This window comes from Actinomadura litoris, from assembly GCF_009733595.1.
GTDB lineage: Bacteria > Actinomycetota > Actinomycetes > Streptosporangiales > Streptosporangiaceae > Spirillospora > Spirillospora litoris.
The window spans coordinates 41206-61657 of sequence record NZ_WOFH01000010.1 but is presented as its reverse complement, the minus strand read 5'-3'; the positions used below and the strand labels follow the sequence as shown (position 1 = coordinate 61657).

General features: G+C 74.0%; 18 protein-coding genes. 7 read left to right on the top strand and 11 right to left on the bottom strand.

All coding sequences use genetic code 11. The annotated features are described in order from the left end of the window. Positions 1-6: 6 nt before the first annotated feature. From GNZ18_RS26275 to GNZ18_RS26240, 8 genes are all read right to left on the bottom strand, one after another. Positions 7-606, bottom strand: a complete 600-nt coding sequence (locus tag GNZ18_RS26275; RefSeq protein ID WP_376766285.1) for a CDP-alcohol phosphatidyltransferase family protein — start codon at positions 604-606, stop codon at positions 7-9. Beyond that, positions 603-2087, bottom strand: a complete 1485-nt coding sequence (gene rimO, locus GNZ18_RS26270) for a 30S ribosomal protein S12 methylthiotransferase RimO (RefSeq protein ID WP_156219234.1) — start codon at positions 2085-2087, stop codon at positions 603-605. Before rimO ends, GNZ18_RS26275 begins: the two co-directional genes overlap by 4 nt. A gap of 46 nt (positions 2088-2133) precedes the next feature. Continuing rightward, positions 2134-2889, bottom strand: coding sequence for a helix-turn-helix domain-containing protein (locus GNZ18_RS26265; RefSeq protein WP_214617550.1), 756 nt, complete (start codon positions 2887-2889; stop codon positions 2134-2136). A gap of 255 nt (positions 2890-3144) precedes the next feature. After that, the gene (locus GNZ18_RS26260) at positions 3145-5865 is read right to left on the bottom strand and encodes a DNA translocase FtsK (protein WP_156219232.1); all 2721 of its coding nucleotides are present in this window, start codon (positions 5863-5865) and stop codon (positions 3145-3147) included. 171 nt (positions 5866-6036) lie between these two features. Continuing rightward, positions 6037-7725 (bottom strand): ribonuclease J, encoded by a 1689-nt coding sequence (locus GNZ18_RS26255; RefSeq protein ID WP_214617546.1) that lies wholly within the window; start codon positions 7723-7725, stop codon positions 6037-6039. Then, positions 7722-8657, bottom strand: a complete 936-nt coding sequence (dapA, locus tag GNZ18_RS26250; protein ID WP_156219231.1) for a 4-hydroxy-tetrahydrodipicolinate synthase — start codon at positions 8655-8657, stop codon at positions 7722-7724. The genes GNZ18_RS26255 and dapA overlap by 4 nt, the downstream gene beginning before the upstream one ends. 351 nt (positions 8658-9008) lie before the next feature. Next, a complete protein-coding gene (locus tag GNZ18_RS26245) occupies positions 9009-10073 on the bottom strand; it encodes a glycoside hydrolase family 18 protein (RefSeq protein ID WP_246250456.1) in 1065 nt (354 codons plus the stop codon). A 213-nt stretch (positions 10074-10286) separates the two neighbouring features. Further along, positions 10287-11417, bottom strand: a complete 1131-nt coding sequence (locus GNZ18_RS26240; RefSeq protein ID WP_156219230.1) for a DMT family transporter — start codon at positions 11415-11417, stop codon at positions 10287-10289. On the opposite strand from GNZ18_RS26240, the gene GNZ18_RS26235 reads away from it, so the two are divergent. Next, positions 11416-12804: an aminotransferase-like domain-containing protein gene (locus GNZ18_RS26235; protein WP_156219229.1), complete on the top strand. Its 1389-nt coding sequence runs from the start codon at positions 11416-11418 to the stop codon at positions 12802-12804. The two genes, GNZ18_RS26240 and GNZ18_RS26235, sit on opposite strands and share 2 nt — an antisense overlap. A gap of 37 nt (positions 12805-12841) precedes the next feature. Here GNZ18_RS26235 and GNZ18_RS26230 read toward each other — a convergent pair whose 3' ends face one another. Then, on the bottom strand, positions 12842-13066 hold the full coding sequence (locus GNZ18_RS26230) for a hypothetical protein (protein ID WP_156219228.1): 225 nt from the start codon (positions 13064-13066) through the stop codon (positions 12842-12844). 111 nt (positions 13067-13177) lie between these two features. Between GNZ18_RS26230 and GNZ18_RS26225 the strand changes: the two genes are divergently transcribed. The 5 genes from GNZ18_RS26225 to GNZ18_RS26205 all read left to right on the top strand — a co-directional run bounded on the left by GNZ18_RS26225 (position 13178) and on the right by GNZ18_RS26205 (position 17538). Then, a complete protein-coding gene (locus GNZ18_RS26225; RefSeq protein ID WP_156219227.1) occupies positions 13178-13747 on the top strand; it encodes a CGNR zinc finger domain-containing protein in 570 nt (189 codons plus the stop codon). Between the two features lie 119 nt (positions 13748-13866). Then, complete coding sequence (locus tag GNZ18_RS26220; protein WP_156219226.1) at positions 13867-14322, top strand: GNAT family N-acetyltransferase; 456 nt, start codon at positions 13867-13869, stop codon at positions 14320-14322. Between the two features lie 4 nt (positions 14323-14326). Then, a complete protein-coding gene (locus GNZ18_RS26215; protein ID WP_156219225.1) occupies positions 14327-14872 on the top strand; it encodes a GNAT family N-acetyltransferase in 546 nt (181 codons plus the stop codon). A 65-nt stretch (positions 14873-14937) separates the two neighbouring features. After that, positions 14938-16638: an MFS transporter gene (locus GNZ18_RS26210; protein ID WP_312874747.1), complete on the top strand. Its 1701-nt coding sequence runs from the start codon at positions 14938-14940 to the stop codon at positions 16636-16638. Between the two features lie 33 nt (positions 16639-16671). Continuing rightward, positions 16672-17538 carry a 1,4-dihydroxy-2-naphthoate polyprenyltransferase gene (locus GNZ18_RS26205; protein ID WP_156219224.1) on the top strand — a complete coding sequence of 289 codons (867 nt, stop codon included), beginning with the start codon at positions 16672-16674 and terminating at the stop codon, positions 17536-17538. Here the strand turns inward: GNZ18_RS26205 and GNZ18_RS26200 are convergent. Then, complete coding sequence (locus GNZ18_RS26200; protein WP_156219223.1) at positions 17502-18524, bottom strand: hypothetical protein; 1023 nt, start codon at positions 18522-18524, stop codon at positions 17502-17504. The two genes, GNZ18_RS26205 and GNZ18_RS26200, sit on opposite strands and share 37 nt — an antisense overlap. Positions 18525-18873: 349 nt before the next feature. Continuing rightward, positions 18874-19554 carry a uracil-DNA glycosylase gene (locus GNZ18_RS26195; RefSeq protein ID WP_156219222.1) on the bottom strand — a complete coding sequence of 227 codons (681 nt, stop codon included), beginning with the start codon at positions 19552-19554 and terminating at the stop codon, positions 18874-18876. Between the two features lie 113 nt (positions 19555-19667). Here GNZ18_RS26195 and modA point away from each other — a divergent pair, with 113 nt between their 5' ends. After that, complete coding sequence (modA, locus tag GNZ18_RS26190) at positions 19668-20447, top strand: molybdate ABC transporter substrate-binding protein (protein WP_156219221.1); 780 nt, start codon at positions 19668-19670, stop codon at positions 20445-20447. Positions 20448-20452: the final 5 nt, after the last annotated feature.

The following is a 20452-nucleotide window of genomic DNA, read 5'->3' as shown; positions in this document are numbered from 1 at the left end:
GGCGGCCTAGGAGGCCCCGTCCCCGCTCCGCCACAGCCGCCACGCCCGGACGAGGTAGTCCGCGCCGGTGACGACCGTGACGGCCAGCGCCGCGCCCATCGTCGCCCAGCGCAGCGGGTCGAGCGGCCCCGGCAGGATGTAGAAGCCGATCGCGAAGACCTGGAGCAGCGTCTTCAGCTTGCCGCCCTTGCTCGCCGGGATCACCCCGCGCCGGATCACGACGAACCGCAGCACGGTGATGCCGATCTCGCGGACCATGATGGCGGCGGTCACCCACCACCACAGCTCCCCCATGACCGAGAGGCTGACCAGCGCGGCGCCGATGAGCGCCTTGTCGGCGATCGGGTCGGCGATCTTGCCGAAGTCGGTGACCAGGCCCCGGGCGCGGGCGAGGTCACCGTCGATCTTGTCGGTGATGGACGCGGCGGCGAACACCGCGAACGAGGCGAGCCGCCAGCCGGTGCCGTCCAGGAACAGCGTCCAGACGAACAGCGGGACCAGCGCGATCCGGACGAGCGTCAGCGCGTTGGCGATGTTGTAGACGCTGGCGCTCGGCGGCGGGTCGGGGGACGACCCCGCGACCGGGCCGGGGGCGCCCGCGATCACGGCACGTCCGCCGCCGCGCCCCGCGACACCTCCGCCGGCGCGCCCGCGGCGGCGCCGGTCAGCGCGTCCGCGATCAGGTCCACGCCGTCGCTGCCGGTCACGCGGGCCGGGACGATCGCGCCGACCGCCAGGCCCTCGCCGCGGACGAGGACCGTGCCGTCCACCTCGGGCGCCTGGTGCGCGGCGCGCCCCTCGAACGCGCCGTCGGCCGCCTCCTCCTCCAGCAGGACCTCGACGACCGTGCCGACGCGGTCCTCGGCGCGCTGCGCGGTCAGCTCCTCGGCGAGCGCCGTCAGCTCCTCGACCCGGCGGGCGACCTCCGCCGGGTCGATCTTGCCGGGCAGGTTCGCGGCCTCGGTGCCGTCCTCGTCGGAGTAGCCGAAGACGCCGACCGCGTCCAGCCGCGCGGCGGTCAGGAACGCCGCCAGCTCCTCGACGTCGTCCTCGCTCTCGCCGGGGAACCCGACGATGAAGTTGGACCGCACGCCCGCCTCGGGCGCCAGCGCGCGGACCTGGGCGAGCAGGTCCAGGAACCGCTCGCGGTCGCCGAAGCGCCGCATCGAGCGCAGCACCGGCCCGCTCGCGTGCTGGAACGACAGGTCGAAGTAGGGCGCGACGCCGGGGGTGCCGCAGATCGCCTCGATGAGCCCCGGACGGGTCTCGGCGGGCTGGAGGTAGCTGACGCGGACGCGGTCGATGCCGGCCACGGCGGCGAGGTCGGGAAGGAGGCGCTCCAGCGCCCGCAGGTCGCCGAGGTCCTTGCCGTAGGACGTGGAGTTCTCGCTGACGAGCACGAGCTCGCGGGCGCCGTGCCCGGCCAGCCAGCGCGCCTCCTCCAGCACCTCCGCCGGCGGGCGCGACACGTAGGCGCCGCGGAAGGCCGGGATCGCGCAGAACGTGCAGCGCCGGTCGCAGCCGGAGGCCAGCTTCAGCGGGGCCACCGGCCCGCCGCCGAGCCGCCGCCGCAGCACCCGGGGCCCGGACGCGGGGGCGACGCCGTCGGGCAGCGCGTCGTCCTCGTGGGCACCGTGGCCCGGGATCGCCACGTCCCCGCTGGAGGCGGTGCGCTCGACCGGGCTGATCGGCAGGAGCGTGCGCCGGTCGCGCGGGGTGTGGGCCTGGTGCGCGCGGCCGGCGACGACGTCCTCCAGCCGCTCGCCGATCGCGGTGTAGTCGTCGAAGCCGATCACCGCGTGCGCCTCGGGCAGCGCCTCGGCCAGCTCCCTGCCGTACCGCTCGGCCATGCAGCCCGCCGCGACGACCTTCGCGCCGGAGTCGTGCGCGGCCAGCAGCGTGTCGATGGAGTCCTTCTTCGCCGCCTCGATGAAGCCGCAGGTGTTGACCACGACCACGTCGGCGTCGCCGCTGCCCTCGGCGAGGTCCCAGCCCGCGTCCTCGATCCGTGCCGCCAGCTCCTCGGAGTCGACCTCGTTGCGGGCGCAGCCGAGCGTGATGAGTGAGACCTTACGCCGTGTGGACATGCCCCTAAGGTAATGGGCGCGGGAGCCCCGGCCGACCAGCGGGCCGTCAGGCCGTCTTCGGGTCGTCGCGCCCGAAGCTGAGCTGCTGCACGCCCCGGCCCTTGCCGGGCGAGCCGATGTCCTTGCCGTTGACGGTCATCCGGACGCCGCCGCCGACGCCGATCACGACGCTGATCTTCTTCTTGGCGGTCCAGCGCTTGTGGTCGCCCTGGCGGAGCATGCCGCTGAACAGCGGCGCGCCCTTGTCGCCGCGCACGCTGACCCAGGTCGTCCGCCTGACCTGGACGGCCAGCTCGACGTGCTTGCGCGGCGCGGCCACGACCGGGTCGCTGCGCTTGGGCGGCGCCGTCGTCGGGCGCGGCGGGGCCGGCGCGGCCGGGGTGCCGGCGACCTGCTGGGCGGTGCGCCGCTCGCTCCCGCCGCCGTGCCCGACGACCTGCACGATCCCGTAGATCACCACGAGCGCCAGGGCGAGCGCCATCGCGGCGCTCCAGTTCGGGGAGCGGCGCTCGCGGAAGGCGACCGGCTGCTCGGGCTCGAACGCCGACACGGCCGACACGGGTTGCGGCGCGCCGCCGTGCGTCGCGTCGAACTCGGCGACCAGCGGTTCCGGATCGATGCCGATCACGCGGGAGACGCTGCGGATGTGGCCGCGGGCGTAGAAGTTGCCGCCGCAGGTGGAGAAGTCGTCCGACTCCATGCCGCGGATGACGGTCTCGCGTATCCGCGTCTGGAGACTGACCTGGGTCACCGAGAGACCGGCCTGCTGACGCTCCGTCGCCAAGGTCTCTCCGATGCTCACGCCGAGCCTCCTTTGAGCGCGCCCATGGCCTACCACACGATCCGGTGACATCAGTCTAGGAACCGCAATGCCCGCTGAGCGACAGCCAACACGTTCGAAACTGGGCAAGATTTCGCATCATTCCGCCATCGCCCCGCCCGCCACCCTTCCCACGGGAGGGAACCGTCCGCACTCCGCGGCGAGGCCTCCGGGGAACGCGCCGCCGAACACCGGGTGCGGTCGGCTCATGGTCGGTCTTCGGCCGCCCGCCGGCGGTCAGCCCCCGCGCAGTTCCGCCAGGACGCCGGGAAGGTCGTCGGGCTTGGCGAGGACGTCCCGCGCCTTGGACCCCTCGCTCGGCCCGACGATGTCGCGGCTCTCCATCAGGTCCATGAGCCGCCCGGCCTTGGCGAAGCCGACGCGCAGCTTGCGCTGGAGCATCGAGGTGGACCCGAACTGGGTGGACACCACCAGCTCGATCGCCTGGACGAGCAGGTCCATGTCGTCGCCGACCTCCTCGTCGATCTCCTTCTTCGGCGCGTTGGACTCGGCGACGTCCTCCCGGTAGTTCGCCTCCATCTGCCCCTTGCAGTGGTCGACGACGCCGTGGATCTCCTTCTCGGCCACGTAGGCGTTCTGGATGCGCATGGGCTTGCTCGCGCCCATCGGCAGGAACAGCGCGTCGCCCTGCCCGACGAGCTTCTCCGCGCCCGGCTGGTCGAGGATGACGCGGCTGTCGGCCAGCGAGGACGTCGCGAACGCCAGCCGGGACGGGACGTTGGCCTTGATGAGGCCGGTGACGACGTCCACCGACGGGCGCTGCGTCGCGAGCACGAGGTGGATGCCGGCGGCGCGGGCGAGCTGGGTGATGCGGACGACCGAGTCCTCGACGTCGCGCGGCGCGACCATCATCAGGTCGGCCAGCTCGTCGACGATGACCAGCATGTACGGGTAGGGCGTGTAGACGCGCTCGCTGCCGGGCGGCGCGGTGAGCTTGCCCGCCTTCACCGCCTTGTTGAAGTCGTCGATGTGCCGGAACCCGGACGCGGCGAGGTCGTCGTAGCGGCGGTCCATCTCGCCGACGACCCAGTCGAGCGCCTCGGCGGCCTTCTTGGGGTTGGTGATGATCGGGGTGATCAGGTGCGGGATGCCCTGGTACATCGTCAGCTCGACGCGCTTGGGGTCGACCAGGATCATCCGCACCTCGTCGGGCGTGGCCCGCATCAGGATCGAGGTGATGAGCCCGTTGATGCAGGTCGACTTGCCCGCGCCGGTGGCGCCCGCGATGAGGATGTGCGGCATCTTGGCGAGGTTGGCGACGACCGTGCGGCCCTCGACGTCCTTGCCGAGGCCGACGATCATCGGGTGGTGCTCGTTGGTGGCGGCGGGCGAGCGCAGCACGTCGCCGAGGCTGACGATGTCCTTGTCGACGTTGGGGATCTCCACGCCGATCGCCGACTTGCCGGGGATCGGGGAGATGATGCGCACGTCGGCGCTCTTCACCGCGTAGGCGATGTTCTTGGTGAGCGCGGTGACCTTCTCGACCTTGACGGCGGGGCCCAGCTCGATCTCGTACCGGGTGATCGTCGGGCCCCGGGTGAACCCGGTGACCTGCGCGTCGATGTCGAACTGGTCGAGCACGCCCGACAGCGCGTTCACGACGGTGTCGTTGGCCTTGGTGCGCGGCTTGGCGACGCTGCCGGGCCGCAGCGCCGACGCGTCGGGCAGCGCGTAGATCTCGCCGGAGGAGGACAGCGGGAGCTGCTCGGAGCTGCGCGGCGCCGGCGTCGGGTCGGGCACGGCGTGGGCGTCCGCCGGCTCGGGCACATCGGGCAGGTCGGGCAGCTCGGGCAGGTCGGGCAGGTCGGGGAGGTCGTCGGGGACGGGCTCGTCGTCGGAGGGCGGGGCGGGCGGCGGGACCTCGGCGCCGAACGGGTCGGGCTCGAACAGGTCGTCGACGAGGTCGCGGCCGGACCGGTCGGCGCGGCCGCCGCGCTCGCCCTTGCGGGGCGCGTCCTCCAGCAGGGGCGTGTCGTAGGGCTTGGAGTGCTCGCCGACCTCCAGCTCGCCGTCCTCCGGGGCCTCGCCGTCGGCCTTCCTGCTCTTGCGGCGGCGCTTCTTCGGGGCCTCCTCGGCGGGCGCCCCGTCCTCGGCGTCGCGTGCCGGACGGCCCTGGAGCGTCGCGAGCGTCCACAGGTCGCCGAACCGCTCGGGGACCTTGTTGATGGGGGTCGCGGTGACGACCAGCAGCCCGAAGAACGACAGGAGCAGCAGCAGCGGGACGGCCACCCAGCCGCTCAGCCCGGCCTCCAGCGGCGCCGAGACCACCCAGCCGAGGACGCCGCCCGCGTCGCGCACGGCCGGCATGTCCTTGGCGGGGGACGGCACGCCCGCCGCGATGTGCAGCACGCCGAGGACGCCGACGGCGAGCGCGGTGCAGCCGATGACGACGCGGCCGGTGTCCTCGTGCTGCTCGGGGTGGCGGAGCGTCTGCCAGGCCAGCAGCAGCAGCAGGACCGGCAGCACGACCGCCATCAGCCCGAGCCCGCCGCGCACGACCTTCTCCAGCGCGATCGTGACGACGCCGTCGGGCCGGAACCAGGTGACCGAGGCCAGCACGATGGACGAGCCGAGCAGCGCGAGCCCGAGCCCGTCGCGGCGGTGCTCGGGGTCGAGGCTCCGGGCGCTGTTGCCGTAGGCGCGGAACAGCGACCCGACCGAGACCGCCGCGAGCTGGTAGAGCTTGAACACGAGCTGGGCGAACCCTGAGATGACCTGGACGATCGGATGGGGCTGCGGGGCCGCGGGCCGCCGCCCGCCCGAGCCGCGCGCCGCACCCTTCGCGCCGCCCTTCGCCCCGCCCTTCGCAGCGCCTTTGGCGCCGCCCTTGGACGCGCCGCCGGACGGGCGTTTGCGGGGGGTGGAGCTCGCGGGCTTACGAGCCGCGCTGCCCCCGGCACGCGAGGTGCTCTTCGCTCCGGACGCACGTGTGGCCATGATGATGAGAGTAACCAAGGAGCCTGGCGGTTCCTTGGAGAAGCGGACGGCGTGTCGCCCCGCCGGTGACGGTCGTGGCCCCGGGGAACGCCGAGGCCGCACATATCGGAACGTTCCGATATGTGCGGCCCGCTGGGACCGTTCCGCTATGCCCGGATGGCCGGAACGGTCCTACACCTCGACGATCACAGGGATGATCATGGGACGGCGGCGGTAGGTGTCGCTCACCCACTTGCCGACCGTGCGCCGGACGAGCTGGCTGATCTGGTGCAGGTCGTTGACCCCGTCGCCCGCCGCGTCCCGCAGCACCTGGTCGATGCGCGCCAGGACCTCGTCGAAGTCCTCGTTGACGATGCCGGCGCCGCGGGCGTGGATCTCCGGACCCGCGACGACCTTGCCGGAGGAGGAGTCGATGCCGATCACGATGGAGACGAAGCCCTCCTCGCCGAGGATCCGCCGGTCCTTCAGGGAGGTCTCGGTGACCTCGCCGACCGACAGGCCGTCGACGTAGACGTACCCGGCGGGGACCGCGCCGACGATGCTCGCCTTCCCCTCGACGAGGTCGACGACGACGCCGTCCTCGGCGATGACGATGTTCTCGTCGGGGACGCCGGTCAGCGCGGCGAGCTTGGCGTGCGCCCGCAGGTGCCGCCACTCGCCGTGGATCGGCATGAAGTTGCCCGGCTTGGTCATGTTGAGCACGTACAGCAGCTCGCCCGCCGAGGCGTGCCCGGACACGTGCACCAGCGCGTTGCCCTTGTGCACGACCCGCGCGCCCCACCGGGTGAGCCCGTTGATGACCCGGTTGACCGCGTTCTCGTTGCCGGGGATCAGCGAGGACGCCAGCATGACGGTGTCGCGGTCGGTGATGCGGATCTGCTGGTGGTCGCGGTTGGCCATCCGCGACAGCGCCGACATCGGCTCGCCCTGCGAGCCGGTGCACACGAGGACGAGGCGGTCGGCGGGGACGTCCTCCAGCTCCTTCGGCTCGACCATGATGCCCTCGGGCACGTTCAGGTAGCCGAGCTCGCGCGCGACGCCCATGTTGCGGACCATGGAGCGGCCGATGAAGCACACCTTGCGGCCGTTGGCGACGGCGGCGTCCAGCACCTGCTGGACGCGGTGGACGTGCGAGGCGAAGCAGGCGACGATCAGCCGCTCCTGCGCGGTGCGGAACACCTCGTCCACGACGGGGCCGATGTTGCGCTCGCTCGGCACGAAGCCGGACACCTCGGCGTTGGTGGAGTCCGACAGGAGCAGGTCGATGCCCTCGGCGCCGAGCCGGGCGAACCCGGGCAGGTCGGTGAGCCGGCCGTCCAGCGGGAGCTGGTCCATCTTGAAGTCGCCGGTGTGCAGCACGAGCCCGGCCCCGGTGCGGACCGCGAGGGCGAGCGCGTCGGGGATCGAGTGGTTGACGGCGAGGAACTCGCAGTCGAACGGGCCGAAGGTGCTCCGGTCGCCCTCGCCGACCACCCGCGTGACGGGCCGGATGCGGTGCTCGGTGAGCTTGGCCTCCAGCAGCGCCAGCGTCAGCCGCGACCCGACGAGCGGGATGTCGGGCCGCTCGCGCAGCAGGTAGGGGACGGCGCCGATGTGGTCCTCGTGGCCGTGGGTCAGCACGACGGCCTCGATGTCGTCGAGCCGGTCCCTGATGTAGTCGAAGTCGGGCAGGATCAGGTCGATCCCGGGCTGCTCGGTCTCGGGGAAGAGCACGCCGCAGTCGACGACGAGCAGGCGTCCGCCGTACTCGTACACCGTCATGTTGCGGCCGATCTCACCGAGGCCGCCGAGCGCGACGATGCGCAGGCCGTCCGCGGGCGGTTCGGGCGGGTCGGAGAGCTCCGGGTGAGGATGGCTCACCGGGCGACCTCCGGGATCGTTTCGGGCACTTTTACTCCCCCTGTCGTCAGGTCCTCACGCAGGCGTGCCGCGAACTCCGGCGTGGCCTCCACCAGCGGCGCGCGGAGCGGGCCGCCTCCGGGGAGGCCGAGCAGGTTCAGCGCTGCCTTGACGGCGATGGCGCCCTGCGTGCGTGTCATGATCGCGGTGACCACGGGCAGCAGCCGGCGGTGGATGTCCAGCGCCCGACCGTGCTCACCGGCGCGGTATGCGTCGATCATCTCATGGAGCTCGGTGCCGACGACATGCCCGACCACGCTGACGAAGCCCGCCGCCCCGACCGACAGCCACGGCAGGTTGAGCACGTCGTCGCCGGAGTACCACACGAGGTCGGTCTCGGCCATTACCCGGGAGGCGCCGAAAAGGTCGCCCTTGGCGTCCTTGACGGCGAGGATCCGGGGGTGCTCGGCGAGCCGCAGCAGCGTCTCGTTGTGGATCGGCACCCCGGTGCGGCCCGGGATGTCGTAGAGCATCGCGGGCAGGCCGGTGGCGTCGGCGACCGCCGTGAAGTGGCGGACGAGCCCCTCCTGCGGCGGCTTGTTGTAGTACGGCGTGACCACCAGCAGGCCGTGCGCGCCGGCGGCCTCGGCCTGCCGCGCGAGTTTCAGCGTGTGCTCGGTGTGGTTCGTCCCGGCACCGGCGACGATCACCGCGCGGTCGCCGACCGCCTCGATGACCGCGCGCAGCAGGGTGGACTTCTCCTCGTCGCTCGTCGTCGGCGACTCGCCCGTCGTCCCGCTGACGACGAGGCCGTCATGGCGCCGCTCGTCGACCAGATGGGTCGCGAGGCGCGCGGCGCCGTCGTAGTCGACGCCGCCGTCGGGCAGGAACGGAGTGACCATCGCGGTCAGCATCCGCCCGAACGGCGCGTCGGTCGTTGTGCTGGGTGCCATGCATCGAACGGTACCGTTCCGGCCGGTCGGCGTGGACCCGCAGGTCCCTCCTAGTCAGGGAATATCCCGCCCTGGCGCCCCGGGCCGCCGCCCGCGGGCCGGAACCGGGCGGGGGACATCGCCCGCGCACCGCCGAAAACGGGCTCGGCGGCCGGGATCCGGCCGCGCTTCTGGAGGATCCGCCGCCACACGCTCGGGGGTACGCGTGGCGGCGGCTCCATCACCACATCGTTGCACGCAAACGCGACGTTACGGGGTCAGTCCGGCCACTTCCCGGACTCGGTTGGATAACATGACCCTGCTCGCCCTGGCGTTGCCCGCGGCATCCCGATCGGGTGCCCGGCGGGTGGTTCAGCGAGCGGCCCCGGCGGCGGCCGTCCCGGCGGGCCATTCCGCGCGGTAGCGCGCCCACTCGGCGTCGTCGGTCGTCCAGTCCGCGTAGACGCCCACGCCGAAGGGGCGTTTCGGCGGCCGCTCCAGGTCGTCCACGCCGCGCCGGATGCCCCGGAGCGCGACCGCGAGGTCCTCCGCCCACGGCACCAGCGGCCGGTACGTCGGGACGCCCATGAACACCGTCGTGCGGTCCCCGATCAGCTCCAGCGTCCAGCGGGTGTGCCGGGCGAAGTGCCATCCGGCCAGCGCCTTCGTCGGCAGCGACACGTCGTAGGTCATGATCGCGACCTGGTCCGCCCGGTCGGCGATCCTGAGGAGGAACTCCCTGGTCGGACGCGGCGGGTAGTGCACCGGCCCGTGCCGCGGCACGAGCGCCTTGTAGACGGGCTGGAGCGCGTCGAACAGCGTCGGCTGCTCCAGCGCGACCGACAGCAGCCGCCCCCGGGACCGGGTCAGGGCGCGCGTGGCGTCCATCAGCGCCAGGAACGCGGTGTCGTCGGGGTAGATCGGCTCGAAGTCGTAGTGGATGCCGTCGAACCCGGCGTCGAGGAGCGCCGCGTCGCTGCCCAGCACCCGCGCGCGGACGGCCGGGTCGTCGAGGTCGGTGACCCCGTGGCCCTCGACCGTCCGGATCTGGCCCAGGTACGCCTGCGCGCGGACGCCCGGCGCGTACTCGCGCACGGCCCCGAGGAGCTGCTTGGCGTAGCGGTACTTGGCCGGGGGGACGGTCCCGTCCGCCTCGAAGGGGCCGGCGTGGAAGTACACGTCGGTGATCCGGTTGCGCTTGAGCAGACCCGCGAACGCGCGGTACTCGGCGTCGGTGTGCGGCTCCCCCACCCACTGGTGCCGCGCCCACAGCGCGTTCACCTCCGTGCCGGGCGCGCGCGGCTCCCGCTGCCACCACACGAAGGCGCCGCTGACGGTGATCGCGGCGAGCCCCAGCGCGTAGGCCGCCGCCCAGGCCGTCCAGCGCAGGGAGCGCAGGAGCAGCCGCCGCCAGGACGTTCCACCCGATCGCCGCATCCCGCCATGATCGCGGATCAGTGGGGCGGTTCGGGCGCGGACGGCATGCGGCGGCCACGGGACGATCATGTTTCGGTCGGGATCGCGGGTCGCGCGCGCGATCCGTTGACACCGCCGGAACGATGTGGTGACCAGGCGGTTCGTCGGACGCGGACCCGGCAGGGTCCGCGCCCCTCCGCTGCGAGGCGTGAGCCGCCCGGTCCGAACCCCGTTTCATCGGGATGGAGGTCGAGCGTCATGCGAGGACGACCGAACCGGGCCGAACCGAAACCCCTGCTCAGCACGCGCGCCCTGGTGATCCTGATCGCCGCGGTGGGCGCCGCCGCCCTGTGCGCCGCCGCGCCCGGGGCCGCCGTCCCGATCGGCGTGGGCGTCGGGGTCGTCACGCTGCTGGTACAGATCGTCCGGGACTGACCGGACCCGGCCGCGCGCCGCCGGCGCGTCCCGGCGGACGCGCGTCCGCTGGGTCAGCGCCACGCACACGAGGACGCCGACGGCGGCGAGCGCGGTGGTGGCGTCGATCGACTCCTCCAGCAGGAGGGCCGACCACACCAGCGTCAGGACGGGCTGGGTCAGCTGCACCTGGCTGGCGCGGGCGATCCCGGCCCGCGCCAGGCCCTCGTACCAGGCGAAGAAGCCGAGGTAGGCGGAGAACGCGGTCACGTAGCCGAAGCCGAGGGCGGCGCGCCCCGTCCAGTGCGGGCCGGTGGTGGCCAGCAGCCAGCCCGTCACCGGGACGGTGACCGGCGCGGCCAGGACCAGCGCCCAGGAGATCACGCGCCAGCCGGGCATGTCGCGGGTGAGCCGCGCGCCCTCGGCGTATCCGGCGGCGGCGGCCAGCAGCGCGGCGAACAGCAGCAGGTCGCCGACCGTGAGGCGGCCCGCGCCGCGCACGAGCGCGAAGCCGGTGACGCAGGCGGCGCCCGCCCCGCTCGCGAGCCAGAACGCGCGGGAGGGCCGTTCCCCCGCGCGCAGGACGGCGAGCACGGCGGTCGCGGCGGGCAGCAGCCCGATCACGACGGCGGAGTGGCCGGAGGAGGCGCCCCGGTCGAGCGCGAGCGTGGTCAGCACCGGGAACCCGAAGATCACTCCGGCGCAGACGACCGCGAGCCCGGGGAGCTGGTCGCGCCGGGGCCGCCGGGCGCGCACCGCCAGGAGCGCGATCGCGGCGAGCCCGGCCGCGGCGGCGGACCGGCCGACGCCGATCACGTAGGGGTCGAGCCCCTCCAGCCCGAACTCGGTGCCGGGGAAGGTGAAGGAGTAGATCAGGACACCGATCGAGGCGAGCCACAGCCCGCCGGCCGCTACCGGCGTGGAGGCGGTAGCGCTATCGTGATTCCTCATGCAACACGATAGCAGCGTGCTCTCCCTGGCGGATCGGCTGCGCGCGGAGGTGCGCGGGCTGAATCCTGGGGAGCGGCTGCCGTCGAGCCGGTCGCTGGTCGAGCGGCACCGGGTCAGCCCGGTGACGGTCTCGCGGGCGCTGGGGCTGCTCGCCGCCGAGGGGCTGGTCGTCACCCGCCCGGGGAGCGGCACGTTCGCCGCCGACCGCCCGGCGCCCGCCGAGCCGTCCGACCCGGGCTGGCAGGCGGTGACGCTCGGCGACCGGGCGGTCGACGCCTCCGGGGTGTCGTGGCTGCTCACGCCCGCGCCGGAGGGCACGGCCGCGCTCAGCGGTGGGTACCTGCACCCGACGCTCCAGCCGGTCCGCGCGCTCGCGACGGCGGCGGCCAGGGCGGCCCGGCGGCCGGACGCGTGGGAGATGCCCGCGCTCGGCGGCCTGCCCGAGCTGCGCGCCTGGTTCGCCCGGACGGTCGGCGGCGGCGTCGCGCCGTCCGACGTGGTGATCACCAGCGGCGGGCAGCAGTCGCTGACGACCGTGCTGCGGGCGCTGCTGCCGCCCGGCGCGCCGGTGCTGGTGGAGTCGCCGACCTACCTGGGCGTGCTCGCGGTGGCGCGGGCGAGCGGGCTGCACCCGGTGCCCGTCCCGGTGGACGCGGGCGGCGTGCGGCCCGACCTGCTCGCCGAGGCGTTCGCGATGAGCGGCGCGCGGGTGCTGTACTGCCAGCCCGCCTTCCACAACCCGACCGGGGCGGTGCTGTCGGCGGAGCGGCGCGAGCGGGTGCTCGCGGTGGCGCGGGCGGCGGGCGCGTTCGTGGTCGAGGACGACTTCGCGCGGCACCTCGGCATCGACCCGCCCCCGCCGCCGCTGGTCGCGCGGGACGGCGAGGGCCGCGTCGTGCACATCGCCTCGCTCACCAAGGCCACCGCGCCGAGCCTGCGGGTCGCCGCGGTGATCGCGCGCGGCCCGGTCGCCGAGCGGATCCGCGCGACGCAGCTCGTCGAGGAGTTCTTCCCCGCGCGGCCGTTGCAGGAGACCCTGCTCGAACTGGTCAGCTCGCCGGGCTGGCCCCGGCACCTGCGCACCGTCCGCGCGGCGCTGCGGTCGCGGCGCGACGCCGTCCTCGCCGCGATCGCGCGCGACCTGCCGGAGGTGCGGACGAGCCGTCCGGCGGGCGGCTTCCACATGTGGCTGCGGCTGCCCGAGGGAGTGGACGACGTGGACCTGGCCGAGGCGGCGCTCCGCGCGGGCGTCCTGGTCAGCGCCGGGCGCCCGTTCTTCCCCGCCGAGGCCCCGGCCCCTCACCTGCGGATCAGCTACGGCACGGCGGCCTCGGAGGCGGAGCTGGCCGAGGGCGTCCGGCGGCTGGCCTCCGTCCTGCCGCGCTGACCTCCCCCTGACTCGGCGGGCCGCGCAGAAGCGGAACTCATCGCCTCGGCTCCGGCGGGCGGCCGGCGCCGCGGCTCCGGCACCGTCCGATCAGGTCGTGGACGCGCCTCGACCTGCGCTCGGCGCGCTCCAGCGCCTCCGCGCGGGCGGCGAGGCGCGCCTCGACGAGGTCGGCGTGCAGCCGCGCGTACTGCCGCCGCGCCCACGCGTGCCGCGTCGCCAGGTCCGCCAGGTAGGGCAGGGCGTTCATTCGCTCTCCCATCGTTGACACCAGCTAAACCGTAACGCTGGTGTCGCTCATGCTGCAACCACCAAAGCAGGAATGCCGGTGTTGTGGGTTGGGTAGGGTGCTCGGTGACAGGCAGGAGGGGTGATGGCCGACGCTGGTCCCGGTGAGGACGCCGCGCTGCTGCTGCGGGACTTCGTCAACACGCTCGACGTCGACTCCGGCACCGACGGGCTCGCCGCACCCGCCGACCTCGCGCGCTGGCTCACCGAGCGCGGGCTCGTCCCGTCCGGCACCGCGACGGGCGACGCCGACCTCGCCATGGGGATCGCCCTGCGCGAGGGGCTGCGCGCCGCGATGCTCGCCCACCGGGGGCCGACGGACGAGGAGGTCTGCGACCTCGACGACGTGCTCGCCGAGCTCCCCCTGCGGGTCGTCCTCGACGGGCCCCGCCCGGCGCTCGTCCCGGCGGGCGGCGCCGCGGCGGCCGCCGCCGGCCTCGCCCGCGTCGCCTCGGCGATCATGGACGCGGCGGCCGCCGGGACCTGGGCCCGGCTCAAGGTCTGCGAGGAGGACACCTGCCGCTGGGCGTTCCTCGACACCTCCAAGAACCGCTCCCGCGCCTGGTGCTCGATGAAGACCTGCGGGAACCGCACCAAGACCCGCGCCTACCGCGCCCGGCGCCGCCCCCCGGCCGGCGCGGCGCCCGCGCGCTGAGCCGTATCCTCGCGACGTGCTGACGATCCGTTTCGCGGGGGCGGAGGACGCCGAGGCGATCGAGGCCGCCCGCGCCGCGTCGTGGCGGGCGGGCTACGCGGGGCTGCTCCCCCGGGCGGGTGATCGACGACCTCACCGGCCCGGACGAGGTCGAGCGGCGGCGCCGGTGGCCGGAGGCGAACCCGCACGGCCGGATGCTGCTGGCCGAGGTCGACGGCGTCCCGGCGGGGATGGCGGCCTTCGGGCCCGAGCGGCGGCCGCGCGACACCTCCGCGTCGTCCCGCGTCGAGCTCTACTCGCTGTACGTCGCGCCGGAGTTCTGGTCGGACGGCGTGGGCCGCGCCCTGCTGGAGCGGGTGGTGGACGAGAGCCGCGCGTCCGGGTACGACCGGCTCGTCCTGTGGGTGCTCGACACCAACACGCGGGCCCGGCGCTTCTACGCGCGGGCGGGGCTGACGGAGACGGCGCGGGAGCAGACGGAGCTGCGCGGGCACGTCGTCACCCACCTCCGGTGCGAGCGCGACCTCACGCGTCCCCCTAGGGTGAGCGGTGATCCCGGACGAGAGGACACGTGACGCCATGGCCGATGTGGGCGTGCGGCCCGCCCGGCGCGCGGACGCCGCCGCCGTCGCCGACATCCAGGTGCGCGCCTGGCGGCTCGGCTACCGGGACCTGCTCCCGCCGGAGGTCCTCACGAGGGTGACCGGTCCCGAGGCGCTCGCGGCCTGGCGGGAGCGGTGGGCGGACGCGGCGGTGTCGCCCCCGTCCCCGCGCCACCGGCTGCTGGTCGCGGTGGCGAACGACCTGGTGGTCGGGTTCGCCGCGCACGCCCCCGCCGAGGACGCCGACCTCGACCCGGCGGCGGACGCCGAACTCGTCGCGCTGCTGGTCGACCCGACGCACGGCCGCGCCGGGCACGGCAGCAGGCTGCTGGCCGCCTCCGTGGACCTGCTCCGCGAGGACGGCTTCCGCACGCTGACCACCTGGGCGTTCGAGGACGACGCGGTGACGCGGGGGTTCCTCGGCTCGGCGGGCTGGGCCCCCGACGGGACGGCCAGGACGCTCGACATGGGCGAGCCCGTCCGGCAGATCCGCCTGCACACCGGCATCGCCGACGAATTGTAGGCGGGGCGGGGCGTTCGGCAGGGGTCGGTGAAGGGCACGGGGCGTCCGGCCATATCTTTGAAGTCGTGCCCGAGTCCACCTCCCTGAGCCCGCCGCCGCATGTCTCGGCGGGGCCGTCGCGCGCCGGCCGCCGCCGCTGGCTCGGCATGGTCGTCATCAGCCTCGGCGTCTCGCTGATCGTGGTCGACGCCACGATCGTCGGCGTCCTGCTCCCCCGGATCGTCACCGGGCTGGACCTCACGACCACCGGCGCGGAGTGGGTGACCTCGGTCTACTCGCTGGTGTTCGCCGCGCTGCTGATCCCGTTCGGGCGGGCGGGCGACCTGTTCGGGCGCCGCCGCATGTTCGTCCTCGGCGTCGCGGTGTTCTCGGTCGCGAGCCTGCTCGCGGCGCTCGCGGGCGGCGCCGGGACGCTGGTCGGCGCGCGGGCGCTGCAGGGCGTCGGCGCTTCCATGATCCTTCCGGCGACGCTGTCCACGGTGAACGCGATGTTCACCGGCCGCGACCGCGCGATCGCGTTCGGCATCTGGGGGTCGCTGATCAGCGGCATGGCCGCGCTCGGCCCGCTGGTGGGCGGCGCGGTCGCCACCGGTGGCGGCTGGCGCTGGGCGTTCGGGATCAACCTGCCGCTCGGCGCCGCGCTCGTGGTGGGCGCTCTCGCCCTGATGCCCGAGACGCGGGCGGAACCCGCCGTTCCGGGGGGCATGGGGGGTCGTCCCCCCGCAGGAGACCGGTCCGGGAGCGCATGGCGGGAGATCGACTGGGTCGGCGGGCTGCTGTCGGCGCTCGGGCTCGGCGCGCTGGTGTTCGGGCTGATCGAGGGCCAGACCTACGGCTGGTGGGCGGCGGCGCGTCCGATGTCGATCGGCGCGTTCGAGTGGCCGGGCACCGGTCTGTCGCCGGTCCCGATCGTCCTCGCGCTCGGGATCGCGCTGGTCGCGGTGCTGGTCGTGGTCGAGCGGGCGCGGGCGGCGGCGGGGCGCGCGGTCATGCTCGACCTGGCGCTGTTCCGCATCGCGAACTTCCGGCACGGCAACCTGGCCTCGTCGCTGATCAGCGTGGGCGAGCTGGGGCTGCTGTTCATCCTGCCGCTGTTCCTGCTCGGCGTGCACGGGACGTCCCCGCTCCAGATCAGCGTGGCGATCCTGCCGCTGGCGGTCGGCGCGTTCCTGTCGGGCGGGTACGCGGGCCGGCTCGCGAACAGGCGCGGCGCGCACCGGGTCGTGCAGATCGGCATGGTGCTGGAGGTCGCGGCCGTCCTCGCGCTCGGCCTCACCGTGTCGGCGTCCACCACCGGGTTCGGGCTCGCGCCCTGGATGTTGCTGTACGGGTTCGGCCTCGGCCTGACCTCGGCGCAGCTCACCAACGTCTCGCTGGCGGACGTGCCGCCCGCGCTGGCCGGGCAGGCGTCCGGCACCCAGTCCACCGCCCGCCAGGTCGGCGCGGCGCTCGGCATCGCCCTGATCGGGACGGTGTTCGCGACCGGCCTCGGGCACGCGATGAGCGACCGGCTCGCCGGGTCCGGGCTGCCGCCCGAGCGGCAGGCCGCCATCACCCGCGAGCTGCGCGACAGCGCCGGGACCTACGGACGTGACCTGCACGACACCCCGGGTATGGGCGCCGAGGCGCACGCCGCCGACGCCAGCCTCGCGGTGGCGACCAGGCACGGGGCGCTCGCCACCGCCGCGATCCTGGCGCTCGGCCTCGCGATGTCGCTGCGGCTGCGCCCGAGCAGTGATCATGATCGTGGACAATCGAAGGGATAGTCCCCTGTCATCGCACGAGAACCCGGGATAACTTTGGCAACGCTCTCCCAGTGGGTCGCCGGCGCCCGGCCTCGCACGCTGCCCACCTCGCTCGTCCCCGTCGTCGTCGGCACCGGGGTCGCGGTCGGCGCGGACCACGCCGTCTGGTGGCGCGCGCTGCTCGCCGCCGTCGTGGCCCTGGTCCTGCAGATCGGCGTGAACTACTCCAACGACTACTGCGACGGCATCCGCGGCACCGACGAGAAACGCGTCGGGCCGCTGCGGCTCGTCGGGTCCAAGGTCGCGCCGCCCAGGCAGGTGCTGGCCGCCGCGCTCGGCGCCTTCACCGTCGCGGGCGTGGCGGGCCTCGTCCTCGCCGCCGTGACGACGTGGTGGCTGGTGCTGATCGGCGCGTTCGCGATCCTGGCGGCCTGGTACTACACCGGCGGCAAGACCCCCTACGGCTACCGCGCGCTCGGCGAGATCTCGGTGTTCGTGTTCTTCGGCCTGGTCGCCGTCGTCGGGACGGCCTACGTCCAGGTGGAGGGGCTGCCGTGGGAGGCGTGGGTCGCGGCGGTGCCGATCGGGCTGCTGGCCTGCGGGCTGCTGGTCGCCAACAACCTGCGCGACATCCCCACCGACCGCGTCTCGGGCAAGCGGACCCTGGCCGTCGTCGTCGGCGACCGCTGGACGCGGATCATGTACGCGGTCTGCACCGCGCTGCCGTTCATGATCGTCCTCGGGCTGGCCGCCCCGCACCCGTGGGTGCTGATCGCGCTGCTGGCGGCGCCGCTGTCGGTGCCGCCCACGCAGAAGGTGCTGAACGGCGCGGTCGGCCCCGCCCTGATCCCGGTGCTGGGCGAGACCGGTCGGCTGCAGATCGCCTACGGGGTGCTGCTGGCGATCGGCCTCGCCATCTGACCATCCCGCTCCACGAGCAGGACGGCGCCGGTCAGGCCCATGACGAGCCCCGCGAGCACCCCGGCGAGCGCCGTCATGGCCTCGGCGACCGTGAAGCCGGACGCCAGGTGCGCCGGGCGCCCGAGCATCACCAGCAGGGCGTACAGGGACCCGGCGAACGTCGCCCCCGACCCCACCCACGCGGCGGCGAGCGGCGGCACGAACCCGCGGGGGCGTCCGGCGCGCAGGACGATCAGGAGCAGCGCGCCCGCCCCGGCGGCCGTCAGCAGACCTGAGACGCCGTCGACCGCGTGTCGAAGGACGGTCCGGTCCTGGATCTCCTCGGCGGTGAGCCCGGCCGTCCCGCCGAGGGCCCAGAAGAGGTCGGCGAGCGCGACGACGGCCGCCAGCCCCGCCGCCCCGAACGCGAGGAGTCTCTGGAGCGCGTGGGTCGCGCCCTCGGGGAGGTCCCTGGTCCGGCTGGTGAAGACGCCGGGCCACCGCGTCCGCGCGTAGAGGACGAACGCCGCCAGCAGCCCGAGGCCCTGCACCGTGAATCCCGAGTACACGACGGCGTAGACCCAGCCCTGGAGGCCGTTGTCGGTCCCGGTCAGGGACTCCGACGAGGTGAGCGTCTGCAACGCCGACCCCAGCGGGACGGCCACGACGATCGGCGCGAGCAGCCCGGCCGCGATCCAGATCGGCGCCAGGACGGCCCACGCCGGGATCCGCAGCCCCCACCGGAACGTGAACGCCAGCGCGACGAGCACGGCCGCCGCGTCCATGGCCATCGTGATCGCGTTGCCGACGTAGAGCGCGGAGTCCTTCGCGGCGTCGACGTCGTTCCAGCCGACCGTGCTGCCGGACAGCCAAGCGATCTTGATGGTCAGGTAGGGGACGCAGGCGGCGACGGTCGCGACGCAGACCGCCAGGCGGACACGTCCGGGCCCCGCGCCCGGGACCCCGGCGGCGCCGCGTCCCGGCAGCGGATGAGCTGAAACGGTCATGCCCGCCATGCTCACCCGAACGCCCGCCGCCCCGCCTCCCGCCGCCGGGGGAACCGGAACCGCCCGGCTCCCCCGCATGGGTGATCATGCGGTTGTGTTCATGAAAGCCCCGGCCCACGACCGCTCGCGTGGCGACCGTACTCACGAAGCCCCGGCCCCCAACCGCTCGCCTGGCGACCGTACTCACGAAGCCCCGGCCCCCAACCGCTCGCCTGGCGGCTCGCGGCCGTGACCGCGCCTTTGGCGAGTGCGGCATCGCTTCGCGATCTTCCCGGTGGGGCTCGCCTTCGGCTTCGCCCCACCGGTCAGCTACGCACTCGCGTGGCGGCTGAGGTCGCTGCGGGGTGTCCTAGGCGAGGTTCCAGTCGATCTCGGAGCGGCCCGCGTCCACCAGGGCCTTGTTCACGGCGCTGAAGGGGCGCGTGCCGAAGAACTTCTTGGCGCTGAGCGGGCTCGGGTGGGCCGACTCGATCACGGTGTGCTGGGGGCCGGTGATGAGGCGGGCCTTCTTGCGCGCGTAGGCGCCCCAGAGCACGAAGACGACGCGGTCGGTCTTGTCGTTGAGGGCGCGGATCGCGGCGTCGGTGAAGTCCTCCCAGCCCTTGCCGGCGTGCGACCCGGCGTCGCCCGCGCGGACGGTCAGCACCGCGTTGAGCAGCAGGACGCCCTGGTCGGCCCACCGGGTGAGGTCTCCGGACCCCGCGGGCGGGATCTCCAGGTCGGCGGCCAGCTCCTTGTAGATGTTGCGCAGCGACGGGGGCAGCCGCACGCCCTCGCGGACGCTGAAGCTGAGCCCGTGCGCCTGGCCGGGGCCGTGGTAGGGGTCCTGCCCGAGGATCAGGACGCGGGTGTTCTCGTACGCGCAGTGCCTGAACGCGTTGAACAGGTCGGCCTGCGGGGGGTAGACGGTCTGCTCGGCGTACTCGGCGGCCACGAATGCCTCAAGGGCGGCGGTGGCGATCGGGTCGAGCAGCGGGTCGAGCCGCTCCCGCCAGTCGCCGGGCAGCGATTCCATCAGGTCGAGCGACATCGTCGGGCCTCCGGGGAAGTGATCTCCAGCTATCCGGAACACTAGTGCGGGGCACTGACACGCCAGGGCGGAATCACGGGAGCGAATGCCCTGGGACCCTAAGATCGGGCCATATGCCCGACTCCCCCGGCCGGCGCCGCCCCCGAGCATCCGCGCTGCTCACCGTTCTCGTGCTGCTCGGCCTCACGGCGGGCTGCGGCGGTTCGTCGGGCCCGGTGACGCTGAGGGTCCTCGCGGCCTCGTCGCTGACCGAGGCGTTCGGGGAGATGGGTCTGGCGTATTCGCAGGCCAACCCTGGCGTGAAGGTGAGGCTGGAGTTCGGCGGGTCGCAGGAGATGGCGGGCCGGCTGTCCGATCACGACCCCGGCGACGTCCTGGTGACGGCGGACGAGGCGAGCATGCGGAAGGCCGACCGCTACCTGACCGGCCCCCGCCCGGTCATCGCGCACAACTCGATGACGATCGCGGTCGCGCCCGGCAACCCGCGCGGCATCCGCGACGTGCGCGACCTCGCGCGACCGGGGCTGCGGGTCGTGGCGGGGGCCGAGATCGTCCCGGTCGGACGGTACGCCCGGCAGGTCCTGGCGCGGGCCGGGGTGAGCGTGCGTTGGAGGTCGGAGGAGATCAGCGCCCGCGCGGTACTGGACCGGATCCGCACCGGGGACGCCGACGCCGGCCTCGTCTACATCACCGACCTGGGGTCGGCGGGGGCGGCGGCGAGCAGCGTCCCGATCCCGGCGAACCTCAACGTCACGGCGGCCTATCCGGCGTCGGCCGTCAGGGGCGGCCACCACCTGGACGAGGCGAACGCGTTCGTGTCGTGGCTGAGCACGCCCGAGGCGCAGAAGCTGCTGGGCAAGTACGGCTTCGCCGGCCCCGGCCCCGCCCGCTGACGCCC

Excerpts from the sequence above, each read along its gene's own strand:
- rimO (WP_156219234.1), bottom strand. The coding sequence starts at position 2,087 with ATGTCCACACGGCGTAAGGTCTCACTCATCACGCTCGGCTGCGCCCGC.
- GNZ18_RS26260 (WP_156219232.1), bottom strand. The coding sequence starts at position 5,865 with ATGGCCACACGTGCGTCCGGAGCGAAGAGCACCTCGCGTGCCGGGGGC.
- dapA (WP_156219231.1), bottom strand. The coding sequence starts at position 8,657 with ATGGCACCCAGCACAACGACCGACGCGCCGTTCGGGCGGATGCTGACC.
- GNZ18_RS26245 (WP_246250456.1), bottom strand. The coding sequence starts at position 10,073 with ATGCGGCGATCGGGTGGAACGTCCTGGCGGCGGCTGCTCCTGCGCTCC.
- GNZ18_RS26235 (WP_156219229.1), top strand. The coding sequence starts at position 11,416 with ATGCAACACGATAGCAGCGTGCTCTCCCTGGCGGATCGGCTGCGCGCG.
- GNZ18_RS26240 (WP_156219230.1), bottom strand. The coding sequence starts at position 11,417 with ATGAGGAATCACGATAGCGCTACCGCCTCCACGCCGGTAGCGGCCGGC.
- GNZ18_RS26230 (WP_156219228.1), bottom strand. The coding sequence starts at position 13,066 with ATGGGAGAGCGAATGAACGCCCTGCCCTACCTGGCGGACCTGGCGACG.
- GNZ18_RS26225 (WP_156219227.1), top strand. The coding sequence starts at position 13,178 with ATGGCCGACGCTGGTCCCGGTGAGGACGCCGCGCTGCTGCTGCGGGAC.
- GNZ18_RS26215 (WP_156219225.1), top strand. The coding sequence starts at position 14,327 with ATGGCCGATGTGGGCGTGCGGCCCGCCCGGCGCGCGGACGCCGCCGCC.
- GNZ18_RS26200 (WP_156219223.1), bottom strand. The coding sequence starts at position 18,524 with ATGACCGTTTCAGCTCATCCGCTGCCGGGACGCGGCGCCGCCGGGGTC.
- GNZ18_RS26195 (WP_156219222.1), bottom strand. The coding sequence starts at position 19,554 with ATGTCGCTCGACCTGATGGAATCGCTGCCCGGCGACTGGCGGGAGCGG.
- modA (WP_156219221.1), top strand. The coding sequence starts at position 19,668 with ATGCCCGACTCCCCCGGCCGGCGCCGCCCCCGAGCATCCGCGCTGCTC.